Below are 13,845 nucleotides of genomic sequence, written 5' to 3'. Positions count from 1 at the left end.
CCACATTAATTATAATTACTAAAAAAGGAGTGTCTCATTGAGGATTTCTAAAAATCACTCTGAGGCAACTCCTTATATTTTTGTTTGAATTTTAAGTATTTATTAATATTTAAATATAATCTTTTATTAAACTAAGGTGTTGTATTTCCACCACCATCAGGAGGGGTGACAGTACCACCACTGTTTCCACCATCATCAGGAGGAGTAGTACCACCACTGTTTCCACCATTATCAGGAGGAGTAGTACCACCACTATTTCCACCATTATCAGGAGGAGTAGTAGTTCCACCACTATTTCCACCATTATCAGGAGGAGTAGAGCCACCACCATTGTTACCTGAATTATTGTTGTTATTATTATTCTCTTCTTCTTGTTGATTATTATCTGGTTTCTTTGTATCTTCAGGAGATGGTTGAGAACTTACTCTAGAAGGAGCAGTACCTTCAATAAATGCTGCTTTAGAGCCAGAAGATTGCTTTCCTCCATCTTCTAAATTAATTTTTGTAAAATATACATTTTTAGGAACTTCAAATTCAGTAACTGTTAAATTTGCATGTATTTTTGACATAATTTTTTGCCAAAGTTTTGCTGTACTAGTACTTCCATGTGGAACATCTCTACGTTTTATGGTGTTACCAGCATCATCTTTTCTACCAGCATCATCTCCAATGTATGTTGCTCCTACATAATAAGGTGTATAACCAACAAACCAAGCATCATATGCGCTATTTGTAGTACCTGTTTTACCTGCAACAGGCATTTCTTTTGGAAGTGATGCAATACCACCTGTACCTTCAGTAATTACACTTTCTAACATATCTGTAACAACATAAGCTACTTCTGGGTCTACAACTTTATGTTCCTCAGGAGCGTTTTTAACTAATAATTGGCCATCAAAAGTAGTTATAGTAGTGTAAATAGATGGTTCTACATAAACTCCTTGATTTGCTAATGTACCGTAAGCAGCAGCCATCTGAAGTGGGGTAATACCACTTGCCATACCACCAAGTGTTAATGCTGGAAACTGTCTATCAGTTGCTCCTGTTTGGCTATTTTTAACAGTTGTTATACCAAAGTTCTTTAAGTAGTCCATCATTATATCTATACATTCATCGTAAGAATCTCCAAGCATTTCAGCAGTTTTAACTGCTATTGTATTTGAAGATTTAGCAAGTGCTTTACGTAAACTCATAGAACCATGACCACTAGTAGTAGTTCTTGGATTCCACTTATTATTTTCTTCAAATTTATATCCTCCTCTAACATCATTTAGAGCAGTTGATTGTGTAATCTTTAAAGTATCAATAGCTGGCGTATAAATTGCTAGAGGTTTTATAGAAGAACCTGGTTGATGAGGGCTAGTAGCACGATTTAAAGTTTTTCTGCCACTTATGTTTCTACCTCCAGCTAGTGCTCTTATTTCACCATTCTTGTAATCTAAAATTACCATTGCAGCCTGTGGCTGGCTAACTCCATCAGGTCCAACCATATGGCCTGGGAAATTGCTATTTTTATCAAATTCTTCTTCTAAAGCATCTTGCATTTTAGGGTCTATAGTTGTATTTACAATTAGACCACCATTGTAGAATAAGTTTTGAGCTTCATCATTTGTATGACCTTGTTCCATTAGGGCATTTATAACTTCACTTTCAATAAGGTCTTCTACAGATGAAGAAACTTTATCTGCTGATTTAGGTAATTTTATTTCTATCTTAGCATTAATTGCTTCATCATATTCTTTTTGTTTTATATATCCTAGGTCTAACATTTTCTTTAGAACAATTTCTTGTCTTTTCTTAGCTTCAGGATTGTTTATAGCTTTTCTGACAACTAATGTACCTGCTTTTAGTTGTCTATAAGTATCACTAGATATAAGTTCCCAAGTCTTTAATTTCTCAATCATATCAAAGTCTACTTGAGTTGGGTCATCTAAATCATCATCAGTTGTATTAACAAAAAATAATAATTTATTCTCTAAGTCACTCTTAGCTTCACTTCCATCTAATTTAGAAGTTTTGTAAGCTGAGAACCTAGATGGGTTTTTAGTTGAACCAGCAAGAAGTGCTGACTCAGCTATAGTAAGGTCAGCTGCAGACTTATCAAAATAACCACGTGCACCAGCTTCAGCTCCTGCAAGACCTTTTCCAACGAAGAAGTTATTTAAATAAGTTTCTAATATTTTGTCTTTACTTACTGTCTTACTCATCTCATATGCATAATAAATATCTTTTATTTTACGAGGTAGAGTTTGTTGCTCAGTAGTCAACAGCATCTTAGATACCTGCATAGGAATAGTACTACCACCTTGCTTGGTACCTGTAAGAGTCTTTAATACTGATCTAAATAAACCTTTAATGTCAACACCCTTGTGTTCATAAAAACGTTCATCTTCTATTGCAATTACTGCATGTTGAAGATGAGTTGAAATTTTATCTAATGGAACGGGTGTCTTTTTATTTACACTTGGAGCAGTAGATAATGTTTTTCCATTAGCGTATTTAATTGTAGTTGTTTGGTTGGTTTGTTTGTCTAAAACAGCTTCTGTAACTGGAGAGACATCTCTTAATGATGCAAATACTAATCCAGCAGTACCTGCTGCACCAACAACTAATAAAACTAAAAATACTATACCAAATACTCTTAGTCTTTTAAATTTATCGCTTTTTTTAGGTTTATTCTTGTTTTTAGTTGAACGAGTTTTGTTAGCTGAATTTCTATTAACTGGTTTATTTGAGTTACTAGATGAGCTAACCTTTTTTCTTCTGATTTTATTTCCATTTTTATCATTATCGTTATTCATAAGATTTTAACCTCCTTACTTAATGCAATATTATAACACAAATAGGAGTAATTTTGTAATTAATAGAAAAAATGAATTTGCTATAATATTCTTTACATTGTAGATATGTATAAACAAAATGTATTAATAAGTCTATATTTTTATTTATTTATTTTTGACAAATATTATAAAAATTATGCCAAAGTTACATATAAATAAATAGGAGGGGATAAATTTGAATAGAATAGTAGATAGAAAAAAGAAAAATGAATTTAGAAAAATTGTAGCTATTTTCTTGTTAATTCTTTTCTTGTCTGTATTTATAGGCAGTTTTATATATATAGATAAAAGTTTAAGACCAACAATTACAGTTCTAGCAGAAACAAAAGCTCTTGAATTAGCAAACAGGTCTATAAATAAAGCTGTTGCTGAAATGGTAGAAGGAAAAATAAATTATGAAGATTTAATGGATATACAGCTTGATAATAATGGAAAAATAACTATGATACAAGCAAATACTATTATGATGAATGAAATTGCATCTGCAATAGCTTTAGAAATACAAGATGAATTAAAAAAAGGTAAAACAGCAGACTCTTACATACCTATAGGAACAGCATTAGGAAGTCCTATATTAGCTAAATACGGTCCTAAACTTGAAGTATCTATTGAACCTATAGGAACAGTATCAGTAAACTTTAAAACGGAATTTGAGTCTTCAGGCATAAATCAAACAAGACATAGGATATATTTAGAAGCTCAAACCCAAGTAAAAGTTGTAATCCCACTTATAACTTCAACAAAACAAATTAAAGCTCAGATACCTATTTGTGAGACTATAATAGTAGGTGATGTTCCAGAAAGTTATGTAAATATACCTGAAAAGAACCTTGGGAATGTTTTACCTAACACTGGAAAAAATGCTAACAAGTAATATAGTGATGTTTATTTTTTGATAAATTTGAAATAATAGTTTATAAATAAAAATTTTGTAAATAATAAGTAATAAATAATAATTAAAATGGTTGTAATAAAAATTAATATAATAGTTGTAATAAAAATTAGTATAATTGTAATAAAAATTTATGTTTTTAAATATGTAAAATATTTAATATATTTGGTCTGTAGAGTGAAGGAATATATCTTCAGACCAAATATATTAGTAACATTTATTGAATGATGATTTAAAGTTTACAAATTACTTATAATATTTATTATCTATAACATCCATTTAATAAATACAGCATAACCGACAGCTGGGTCATTTTCAATGGCATGAGAAACTGCTCCTATTATTTTATCATCTTGTACTATTGGAGTACCACTCATACCTTGTACAATACCACCAGTTTGAGCTAAAAGGTTTTTGTCAGTGATTTTAATTTTAAAACTTTTACTCTCAGGATGATTTTGGTTTTCTATATCTACAATTTCAATATTATATTTTTTACATTCATTAGAGTTGTTTTGTAAAATTATTTGAGCTTTTCCTAGTTTAACTTCATTTAATGAAGCTACTTTATATTTTTTTAAGCTAGAAATATCAAAATTATTAATTTGACCTCTTATTCCAAAATCAGTGTTTTCTGTAAAACTACCAATAATATTTTCTCTTTTTGCATTTATACATCCAACACTACCTCGATAAGATTTTTCTATATCAAGATGTTTAGTTGTAGAAATTGAACCTGATTTTATAGGTATTTTTCTTGAATTACCAACACTTATTGGGTGACCTACAGCACCGAATTCTGAGGTTTCTGGATTGATATAAGTCAAAGTAGCAAATCCAGAAAGTAAGTTATTAAAACTAATTTTTTCTAATATGTGTTTAGTTGTTTTCATTGTTAGAAGTTGACCACCTCTATTTAATAAAATAGAAACTGGTTTTTCTTCTGGTAAAGCATTTAGTGTATTAGCAAAATCACTATATCCATCAACTTCTATATTGTTTACTTTGATTATAGCATCACCTAATCTAAATGGAGATGCTTCACCAGGACTTCTAACAATGATATTTTTTAGTTCTGCATCAATTTGAAGAACATTTCCTATAGGTATTAAATATTGAGGTTCACTTTTTTGTAAATTTTGTGCATAAATTAAATTATTTGAGAAAAAATATAATAAAAATAAAAATGTTAAAACAATTGTAAATTTAGACTTAGCTAAGTTATTTCTTTTACTTAAAGCTTTATCTTTAAAATAAAAATTTTTAAATTGCATAGAATACCTCTTTCTTATTAAAATATTTTAATAATAAAATTGAAATTTTCTTGCTGCCTCAATATTATGTTGCTCAAGAATCAGTTTTTGATGCTTGGAAAACTGACTCAATAACACCTTAGTTTTCATAAAAATAAATAAATTAAACAAGGTATATGATAAAATAGATACATATTCATATAAATTTAAAATAGATAATAGCTGTCTATCATTGAAAGGAGCAAAAGATGAAAAAATATAGATTGTTAGTTACTTGTATAATTGCCATGGGAATTATAATTATAGGAACATCAAATCCAGTTACCAATTTTTACAAGACAACAAATTTAATTAATTCAGGTACTACTAAAAATGAAAAAACAGATAAAGATAAAGATAAAGATGAAAATAAAAATATAAAAGATAAAGATGAAAATAAATCAAATTCAAAAAGCAAAAATGATAATAAGTCAGAGGATAATAAATCAGATAGTAAAACAGAAACTCAAAAAAATAAAAAGTTTTTAATTTGTATAGACCCAGGGCATCAAGGAAAAGGAGATAGTAATTTAGAGCCAGTAGCTCCAGGTTCTTCATCTCAAAAAGCAAGAGTATCTTCAGGAACAGAAGGTATAGCCACAAAGAAAGCAGAGTATGTTTTAAATCTTGAAGCATCTGTAGTTTTAAAAAATATATTAGAATCTAAAGGTTACAATGTAATAATGACTAGAGAAACACATGATGTAAATATAAGTAACTCAGAAAGAGCGATACTTGCTAATGAGAAAAAAGCAGATATGGTTGTAAGAATACATGCAGATAGTTTAAATAATTCTTCAAAGACTGGTGCATCTATATTAGTTCCTGAGAAGGATGGAAAATATACAGCGCCTATATATGAAGATAGTAATAGATGTGCAGAATTTATCAAAACAAACATGGAACAAGCTGGAATACAAATAAATGGAATTGTTCAAAGAGGAGATTTGACTGGATTTAACTGGTCAAAAGTGCCAGCTGTATTAGTAGAGATGGGATTTATGAGCAATTACAATGAGGACCAAATGATGTCAAATCCAGAATATCAAAGAAAAATGATGCAATGTGTGGCAGATGGATTAGATGAGTATTTTAAATAAAACGTAAATAGAGAAAAAATTAGGTTGGTATTATTTTCCTGATTTTTATCTCTATTTTTTATTCAAAAAATAGTGAAAAAGCAAATTGCAAGGCTACATAACTGTTTGTATAAGAACCTACAAATCTACATTAAATGGACAGATAGACATTTACACATATGACCTATATTTTCACAATAAATCCCAACTATATGGTTTTGTAAAGTTAGATAAGATTTAGGAAGAATTTAAAGTTGATATACTTTATTAAGAAAAGACCAAAAAAAGAAGAAAACAACAAAAAAATTATGTGTATTATAGGAAGAAAACTAAATAAAGAAAACTTTTTACTATTACGAGTTTTGATTAATGAAATAATATCAGAAACCATTTTATAATTTCAAGATTAAACAGTCTACAAAGAAATTATAGCATGCATGTGCTTTTTTAGTCGATAAAGAAGTTCTATTATTGATGAAAGTATCTATTTTTTATTTTACATAATATAATGATGAAGTTTATTTTTGGTTAAATTGTTGTAAATATAACTAAAAATATTGGTAATACTTGATTTAACTTTCAAAAGAATATATTATAGTATAGAATGTGTAAAATTTTTTTGAGAGGTGTTAAAATGCTAGTAGTAGAAAACGTAAGCCACGGATTTGGAGCAAGAACAATATTAGAAAATGTATCCTTTAGACTTAGAAAAGGTGAACATATTGCACTAGTTGGCGCTAATGGAGAAGGAAAATCGAGTTTTTTAAATATAATAACGAAAAAGCTTATGCCTGATGCTGGAAATATAAAATGGTCTTCAAGAGCTACAGTAGGTTACTTAGACCAACATACAGTATTAAGTAAAGGTAAAAGTATAAGAGAAGTGCTTAGAGAAGCTTTTAAGCATATGTTTGATTTAGAGCAAGAAATGATTGCTATGTATGACAAAATGGGAGAAGCTAGTGATGATGAGATGAGTAAGCTTCTTGAAGAAACAGCAGAGATACAAACTATACTTGAAAATAGTGGTTTTTATATGATAGATGCAAAGATACAAGAAGTTGCAAATGGTCTTGGTCTTGGAGAAATTGGTCTTGATAAGGATGTAACTGATTTAAGTGGAGGTCAAAGAACAAAAGTACTTCTGACTAAACTTTTACTTGAAAATCCAACTATTCTTATACTGGACGAGCCTACAAACTATTTAGATGAGGAACATATAACATGGCTTACTAGGTATCTTCAGGAATATGAAAACAGTTTTGTTCTAGTATCACATGATATTGACTTTATAAATAATACTTGTAATGTAATATATCATATGGAAAATGGTGAGTTAAATAGATATAAAGGTAATTACGATGAATTTGTAAGACTGAATGATATAAAGAAACGTCAAGAAGAGCAAGCTTATGATAAACAAGTTGAAGAAAGAAAGAGATTAGAAGATTTTGTAGCCAGAAATAAAGCTAGAGTTGCAACAAGAGGAATGGCTAATAGTAGACAAAAACAACTAGATAAGATGGAAATACTGGAAAGACCAAAGGAAAAGATAAAACCTACTTTCTCTTTTAAAGATGCCAGAGCAGCAAGTAAAATAATTTTTGAAACGGAAGACTTAGTTTTAGGTTATGATGAAGCATTAACAAAGCCACTTAACTTCCATTTAGAAAGAGGAAAGAAGATTGCTTTAAAAGGGATGAATGGTATTGGAAAATCTACTTTATTAAAGACTTTACTTGGAATAATAAAACCATTTGAAGGAAGTGTTAAGCTAGGTGATTATTTGGAGCTTGGATATTTTGAACAAGAGAGTTCAAGAGAAAATAGTAATACACCTATGGATGAAATTTGGAGTGAATTCCCAGGGCTTACAAACTTTGAGGTTAGACAGTCTCTTGCAAAATGTGGACTTACAAATGAGCATATAACTAGTCAAATGAGAGTACTAAGTGGTGGAGAAGCTGCAAAGGTTAGACTTTGTAAAGTAATGCTAAAAAATATAAACTTCTTAGTACTAGACGAGCCTACAAATCACTTAGATGTTGAGGCAAAAGATGAATTGAAGAAAGCTATCAGAGAATTTAAGGGAACAGTTCTTTTGGTATGTCATGAACCAGAATTCTATTCAGATATTGTCGATGATGTATGGAATATAGAAGATTTTACAACTAAAATCGTGTAGTGATTTAATTTATTACTGGGGGGATTTCATGAAAAAGTTTCTAAATATAATTTTTTCAGTGTGTATCAGTATAGTTATAATAGTAAGTGCTATTAATTTTACTGTTGGATTTAAACAACTTTATTATTTTGATATTGATTATTTAAACATATCAGAGTTATCTGGTTTATCTAAAGATAATATAAAATTAAATTATGATTACTTAATAGATTACAACCTAAGTAAGGATGTATCTGAGTTTAAGTTACCAACATTAGAATCTTCTCCAGAAGGGAAAATACATTTTGAAGAAGTGAGAAATATATTTCAAAATATCAATAAATTATCTAAGTTATTAATGATAATTTCTTTGGTAGGAATTATATTAAGTGTAAAAAATAAAAATATAAAACTACTAAAAACTACATCAATGACATTGATAATCATGCCAGTAGTGTTGGCATTTCCTATTTTGTTGAATTTTGAAAAATCATTTATTATTTTTCATAAATTATTATTTAGAAATGATTATTGGATATTTAATCCTGATTTAGACCCAGTTATAAATATGCTTCCAGAAGAATTTTTCTTTCATGCTGGACTGATGATTTTGATATTGATTTTTGCAGTAAGTATGTTGCTTTTTGCAATGTATAAATTATGTAAATTATTTAAAAGTAGAAAGATATAAATTAAAACTTATACAATAAAAATAGCTATGTAATACTATTTAGACTAAAAGTAGTCAATAAATATTTATACATAGCTATTTTTAATAAAAAATTATTTTTTGCAAGTAATTTTAACTAAGTCTTGAAATTTTCCCATAATATAATTATAATTATCTTTTTTATGAGGTAGCATACAGCTACTGCAATCTTTAATTCCTTTCTCTGTGTACTTAAAGTTTCCTCCACAATTTTCTCCTAAAGCATATAAAGGACAATAGCAAAATAAACAGTTAAATTCTTCTGGTTTATTCGTTTTATGACAAGGGAAAAACTCACAATCTTTGTGATTAAAAAATTTATAATTTTCGCCCATATTTTCCTCCTAATTTAAATAAAATATCAAATCTTTTATAAGTATATAAGATTTTGGTGATAATATAATTATACTAAATATTCTTATTAATAGTTGATAATATAGTATTATTAATCATATTATTAATGGTATAATTAGTAAACAGATAAATAATGTAAGTGTTTAATACAATTATATTATGCTTTATAACAAAAAATGAGGTGATTAAGTGAAAGAAATTCAAGAAAGAGCACTTCTTGTAGGTCTAAATTTGACAACAATAATTAAAAAAAGTGATGATATAGACATTAATGAATCCATGGAAGAGCTAAAAGAATTAGCTAAAGCTGCTGGTGCAGAGGTTGTAGGTAGCTTAATTCAAAATAAGCAAGCTGTTGATGCAGCTTATTATATAGGAAAAGGTAAGGTAGAGGAAATAAGAGCATATAGTGAATCATTAGATGCTACTTTAGTAATTTTTAATGACGAATTATCTGGCGCTCAAATTAGGAATATTGAAAATGTTGTTGGAAAAAAAGTAATAGATAGAACTACCTTAATTTTAGATATATTTGCTCAAAGAGCACTTAGTAAAGAAGGTAAATTACAGGTTGAATTAGCACAATTAAAATACAGATTACCACGACTTTATGGAATGGGTGGTGAGATGAGTAGAACAGGTGCAGGAATTGGAACTAGAGGGCCTGGAGAACAAAAGTTAGAAGTAGATAAAAGACATATACTTAATAAAGCAGCAGATATAAGACGTGAACTTAAAGAGGTAAAAAAGAATAGAGAGACACAAAGAGTTAAGCGTTTAAAATCAAATATACCAATTGTCGCACTTGTTGGGTATACAAATGCAGGAAAATCGACCTTACTAAACGAATTAATAAAGACACACAAGGATTATGAACAAGAAAAAGAAGTTTTTGTAAAAGATATGCTTTTTGCAACTTTAGATGTAACTTTAAGAAAAGCTCTTTTGCCAAATAAAAAAGAATTTTTAGTAGTAGATACTGTTGGATTTGTCAGTAAACTTCCCCATGATTTAGTAGAGGCATTTAAGGCTACACTAGAAGAAGTACAGTATGCAGATTTAATTTTACATGTAATTGACACAACTAATACTAGTTATGAATTGCAAAAAAGTACAACTGAGGGTGTATTAAAAGAACTTGGTGCAAATGATAAAAAACATATACTTGTATATAATAAAGTAGATAAGTTAGAGTTAGATATATATCCTAAGAGTCAAGAAGATATTGTGTATATATCTGCAAAACAAGGCATAAATATGGATAAGCTATTAAATATGATAGAAATTGCTTTAATGGAAAATACTTATTCAGTAAGTTTGATGTTACCTTATGAAAGAGGTGATATATTTAGTAGAATAAAAGATAAATACAATGTGGAGAATTTTGAGTATGGGGAAAATGGTATAACATTAGATGTAAATTTAGATGAAGAAGATTTTAATATCTATAGAGAGTACATATTAGAAAAATAGGTTTGATATGGATATAAATTGGGAAAATATAGATAATCTTGAAGATTATTTTATAACCTATCTTCTTTACAAAGAATCCAAAACAGTATCTCAAATTAGTAAAATTAGAAATATTTCAAATGTTGAAGCAAGTGAGCAACTTATACAAGCAAAGTTGAAGATAAAAGAAATGCAAAAAGATGATTTTGAGGCATCTAAGGATATTTTAGATAAATTTTTAGAATTAGATAAAATTAAGAGACTTGATTTTATGGATAGCTTAGATGACGAAAAAATGGTATACTTTAAGAGAAAGGTTTTCAAAAGAATCCTTGTAGAAAAAAATGCTGAAGATTTGATTGTTTTAATTTGGGCAACAGGTGAGCTAAGAGATGATAGGTTTTTGAAGTTACTCCATCAGCTCACAAACCACAGACACTCAGATATTAGAAGAATAACTTATTCAGCAATAAGAAAGATTGAGTCACCAAGTAGTAGAGAAGTTTTGCAAAAAGGTCTCTACGATAAAAATGCACAAACTAGACAATATTGTGCAAAAGCTCTTTCAAAATTAGGAGATGAAAACAGTTTAAAGATTTTACAGCAGTTAAAAGATAAGAATAAGAATTTTGAAAAAGAGTACGTGCTTAGAGCTTATGATGAAGCCATTAAAGCATTATCAAATTTGAAAAAGTGATTTTTTATTAAAGTAATTTGTTTACTTAATGATTTATTTATGGAGTTTAACAAGGTAATTAATAAATTAATGGGAGGGGTTTCAAATGATAGTAAGACGTTGTGCAGGTGGAGTAGTGTTTTATGCTAATAAAGTACTTATTGTAAAAAATGATAGAGGTGAATGGACACTTCCAAAAGGAAAGATACTTGGAGGAGGACTTCCATATGAAAGTGCTGTTGAAAGAGTTAAAGTAGAAACTGGCATAGATGCTAAAATGATAGATGTAGCTGGCGATACTATGTATGAATTTTTCTCAAGAAGTAGACAACAAGAAGTTTGTAATGCGATAATGTGGTATGTTATGGAAGCTTGTAATACTGAATGTGTACTTGCTCCTGAATTTCAAGAAGGTGGATTTTACAAGATAAAAGATGCTTTAGAAATGTTGTCACATCATAAAGAGCAAGCTTTAGTTGAAGTATCTTATAAAAAGTTTAAAGAATTAAAGAAATTAGTTTCAGAGGGCGACGATGTTCCAGCAAACTAGTAGTGAATTTATAGAGTTTTGAGGAAGGGTTAGACCCTTCCTTTTTTAATTCCAAGTTTTAGAAGTGTATACTTTATAGTTTATCTGATTTGTATATTAATAAATTATATTGATTTATGTCTCAATAAATTATATTAAAAATAAAAATTAAAAATCTTGTGATTTTATTATATAATTGACTTATAATGCTAACAAAATGAATACTAAAAATTCTATTTACATTTTAAGTGGAGTAATTTTTATAAATAAAGATATATTTTAGCAAATGACAAAAATAGGAGGAGTTATAATGAGTAATTATAGGACATTACACGAATTTGGAACAGATGAGATAACAATTGAAAAATCTGTTTTTATTGGATATGCTAAGCCTATACAAAGTGAAGAAGAAGCAGTAGAATTTATAAATGAAATAAAGAAAAAACACAAAGATGCAAATCATAATGTGTGGGCTTATACAGTTGGACAAAATATGAATATACAAAGGTATAGTGATGATGGAGAGCCACAGGGAACAGCAGGGATACCAACATTAGAAGTCATAAAAAAAGAGGATTTGAGAGACGTGGTAGTTGTTGTTACTAGGTATTTTGGTGGTATAAAATTAGGTGCAGGTGGTCTGGTTAGAGCTTATACAAAAGGTGCTAAGTTAGGCTTAGAATCTGGAAAAATAATTAGTAAGGTAATGTACCAAGAAGTTAAAGTTAAGATAGATTATACTCAACTTGGAAAGGTACAAAATGAACTGATGAATTTAGGGTACTTTATAAAAGATACCATATATGAGGATAATGTTGAGATAATAGTATATTCAAAGTTAGAATATGTGGAAAAACTATCAGAGAAAATGATTGATATAACAAGTGGAACAGGGAAGATAGTTTTAGGAGAAGAATTTTATTTATCTGAACAGGATGGAGAAATTTTACTATAAAAATCTTACTGTAATTTAACCTAAAAGCATAAAAATAGAATAGTTATATAGAAAATAAAAGCCATTAATTTATATTAAAATAATTTAATGGCTTTTATCAGATTTTGCACAGAATCCTTTTTTAACTTCGAATAAACCAACTAAAAGTAAAAACACTCCAAATATTTTCTTCAATATATCAGAAGATAAATAATTAGCTAATAGTGAACCAAATATAGCTCCTAACACTCCAAATACAGCTATTGGGATAACTAATTTGAAAACTACATTTTTATTTTTTATATGTATAGCCAGTGCTATAAGTGTCATAGGTATGGATGAAAGTAAGTTGACACTCTGTGCTATTTTAGTATCTATACCAGCAAGTAAAACGAGAGCAGGAATAAGAATAGTTCCACCACCCATTCCCATTCCTCCAATAATTCCTGCAAAAAATCCAATTAAAGCAAATAACATTAAAACACCATCCTTAATGCTGCAATTATCATAATTAATCCAAAAGAAATTCTAAGAAACTTTCCAGTAACTTTATTTAGTAATTTAGCCCCTATAATGCCGCCAACAATACTTCCTGCTGCAACTTTTATTGTTAAGTTAATATCGTAAGTTCCTTTAGAAACATATAAAACAGAACTTGCTGTTGTCAAGAAAATTATTATAGAAAGAGCTGTTGCATGAGATTTATGTTCTTCTACCTTCACAATATCATTTAGTATTGGTACTAAAAGAGTACCTCCTCCAGAGCCAAATACCCCGTTTATAAATCCTGTAAATACTCCAATTATCGTATTTTTTATATTGAAATCAAAATATTTTTTCTTTAAGTTATTAGTATTTTTCATAAAAACCACCTTCTGAAATAGTTTTACCAAAATAGGCAAATTATATTTATATAAAATAATA

General features: G+C 28.7%; 13 protein-coding genes. 8 read left to right on the top strand and 5 right to left on the bottom strand.

Going from position 1 to position 13,845, the window contains the following annotated elements; translation table 11 throughout:
• Positions 1-131: 131 nt before the first annotated feature.
• Positions 132-2,801, bottom strand: a complete 2,670-nt coding sequence (locus KGF46_RS10735) for a transglycosylase domain-containing protein (protein WP_227842790.1) — start codon at positions 2,799-2,801, stop codon at positions 132-134.
• 214 nt (positions 2,802-3,015) lie between these two features.
• Here KGF46_RS10735 and yunB point away from each other — a divergent pair, with 214 nt between their 5' ends.
• Positions 3,016-3,714 carry a sporulation protein YunB gene (yunB, locus tag KGF46_RS10730; protein WP_227433393.1) on the top strand — a complete coding sequence of 233 codons (699 nt, stop codon included), beginning with the start codon at positions 3,016-3,018 and terminating at the stop codon, positions 3,712-3,714.
• 284 nt (positions 3,715-3,998) lie between these two features.
• Here yunB and KGF46_RS10725 read toward each other — a convergent pair whose 3' ends face one another.
• The gene (locus tag KGF46_RS10725) at positions 3,999-5,006 is read right to left on the bottom strand and encodes a SpoIVB peptidase S55 domain-containing protein (protein ID WP_227842791.1); all 1,008 of its coding nucleotides are present in this window, start codon (positions 5,004-5,006) and stop codon (positions 3,999-4,001) included.
• A gap of 227 nt (positions 5,007-5,233) precedes the next feature.
• Here KGF46_RS10725 and KGF46_RS10720 point away from each other — a divergent pair, with 227 nt between their 5' ends.
• From KGF46_RS10720 to KGF46_RS10710, 3 genes are all read left to right on the top strand, one after another.
• Positions 5,234-6,124: an N-acetylmuramoyl-L-alanine amidase gene (locus KGF46_RS10720; protein WP_227861969.1), complete on the top strand. Its 891-nt coding sequence runs from the start codon at positions 5,234-5,236 to the stop codon at positions 6,122-6,124.
• Positions 6,125-6,737: 613 nt separating this feature from the next.
• The gene (locus KGF46_RS10715) at positions 6,738-8,288 is read left to right on the top strand and encodes an ABC-F family ATP-binding cassette domain-containing protein (protein ID WP_227842792.1); all 1,551 of its coding nucleotides are present in this window, start codon (positions 6,738-6,740) and stop codon (positions 8,286-8,288) included.
• Positions 8,289-8,316: 28 nt separating this feature from the next.
• On the top strand, positions 8,317-8,958 hold the full coding sequence (locus KGF46_RS10710; RefSeq protein WP_227842793.1) for a TIGR01906 family membrane protein: 642 nt from the start codon (positions 8,317-8,319) through the stop codon (positions 8,956-8,958).
• Positions 8,959-9,050: 92 nt separating this feature from the next.
• On the opposite strand, the gene KGF46_RS10705 is transcribed toward KGF46_RS10710, so the two are convergent.
• A complete protein-coding gene (locus KGF46_RS10705) occupies positions 9,051-9,311 on the bottom strand; it encodes a cysteine-rich small domain-containing protein (protein WP_227829667.1) in 261 nt (86 codons plus the stop codon).
• Between the two features lie 208 nt (positions 9,312-9,519).
• On the opposite strand from KGF46_RS10705, the gene hflX reads away from it, so the two are divergent.
• From hflX to KGF46_RS10685, 4 genes are all read left to right on the top strand, one after another.
• Positions 9,520-10,803 carry a GTPase HflX gene (gene hflX, locus KGF46_RS10700; protein ID WP_227842794.1) on the top strand — a complete coding sequence of 428 codons (1,284 nt, stop codon included), beginning with the start codon at positions 9,520-9,522 and terminating at the stop codon, positions 10,801-10,803.
• Positions 10,804-10,810: 7 nt separating this feature from the next.
• Entirely contained in the window at positions 10,811-11,479 is a 669-nt protein-coding gene (locus tag KGF46_RS10695) for a HEAT repeat domain-containing protein (protein ID WP_227829665.1), read from the top strand.
• Positions 11,480-11,564: 85 nt separating this feature from the next.
• The gene (locus KGF46_RS10690; protein WP_227433384.1) at positions 11,565-12,008 is read left to right on the top strand and encodes an NUDIX domain-containing protein; all 444 of its coding nucleotides are present in this window, start codon (positions 11,565-11,567) and stop codon (positions 12,006-12,008) included.
• 289 nt (positions 12,009-12,297) lie between these two features.
• Positions 12,298-12,942 carry a YigZ family protein gene (locus tag KGF46_RS10685; protein WP_227829664.1) on the top strand — a complete coding sequence of 215 codons (645 nt, stop codon included), beginning with the start codon at positions 12,298-12,300 and terminating at the stop codon, positions 12,940-12,942.
• Between the two features lie 84 nt (positions 12,943-13,026).
• On the opposite strand, the gene KGF46_RS10680 is transcribed toward KGF46_RS10685, so the two are convergent.
• Together KGF46_RS10680 and KGF46_RS10675 are read right to left on the bottom strand one after the other, a co-directional pair.
• Positions 13,027-13,398 (bottom strand): sulfite exporter TauE/SafE family protein, encoded by a 372-nt coding sequence (locus KGF46_RS10680; protein WP_227829663.1) that lies wholly within the window; start codon positions 13,396-13,398, stop codon positions 13,027-13,029.
• A complete protein-coding gene (locus KGF46_RS10675; RefSeq protein ID WP_227829662.1) occupies positions 13,398-13,784 on the bottom strand; it encodes a sulfite exporter TauE/SafE family protein in 387 nt (128 codons plus the stop codon). Before KGF46_RS10675 ends, KGF46_RS10680 begins: the two co-directional genes overlap by 1 nt.
• Between the last annotated feature and the right edge of the window lie 61 nt (positions 13,785-13,845).

Origin of the sequence: Clostridioides sp. ZZV14-6153, assembly GCF_020657855.1 — a bacterium.
Classification (GTDB): domain Bacteria; phylum Bacillota; class Clostridia; order Peptostreptococcales; family Peptostreptococcaceae; genus Clostridioides.
This window is presented reverse-complemented; position numbering and strand designations above follow the sequence as displayed.

Excerpts from the sequence above, each read along its gene's own strand:
- KGF46_RS10715 (WP_227842792.1), top strand. The coding sequence starts at position 6,738 with ATGCTAGTAGTAGAAAACGTAAGCCACGGATTTGGAGCAAGAACAATA.
- KGF46_RS10735 (WP_227842790.1), bottom strand. The coding sequence starts at position 2,801 with ATGAATAACGATAATGATAAAAATGGAAATAAAATCAGAAGAAAAAAG.
- KGF46_RS10690 (WP_227433384.1), top strand. The coding sequence starts at position 11,565 with ATGATAGTAAGACGTTGTGCAGGTGGAGTAGTGTTTTATGCTAATAAA.
- KGF46_RS10675 (WP_227829662.1), bottom strand. The coding sequence starts at position 13,784 with ATGAAAAATACTAATAACTTAAAGAAAAAATATTTTGATTTCAATATA.
- KGF46_RS10720 (WP_227861969.1), top strand. The coding sequence starts at position 5,234 with ATGAAAAAATATAGATTGTTAGTTACTTGTATAATTGCCATGGGAATT.
- KGF46_RS10710 (WP_227842793.1), top strand. The coding sequence starts at position 8,317 with ATGAAAAAGTTTCTAAATATAATTTTTTCAGTGTGTATCAGTATAGTT.
- KGF46_RS10705 (WP_227829667.1), bottom strand. The coding sequence starts at position 9,311 with ATGGGCGAAAATTATAAATTTTTTAATCACAAAGATTGTGAGTTTTTC.
- KGF46_RS10685 (WP_227829664.1), top strand. The coding sequence starts at position 12,298 with ATGAGTAATTATAGGACATTACACGAATTTGGAACAGATGAGATAACA.
- KGF46_RS10680 (WP_227829663.1), bottom strand. The coding sequence starts at position 13,398 with ATGTTATTTGCTTTAATTGGATTTTTTGCAGGAATTATTGGAGGAATG.
- KGF46_RS10725 (WP_227842791.1), bottom strand. The coding sequence starts at position 5,006 with ATGCAATTTAAAAATTTTTATTTTAAAGATAAAGCTTTAAGTAAAAGA.
- KGF46_RS10695 (WP_227829665.1), top strand. The coding sequence starts at position 10,811 with ATGGATATAAATTGGGAAAATATAGATAATCTTGAAGATTATTTTATA.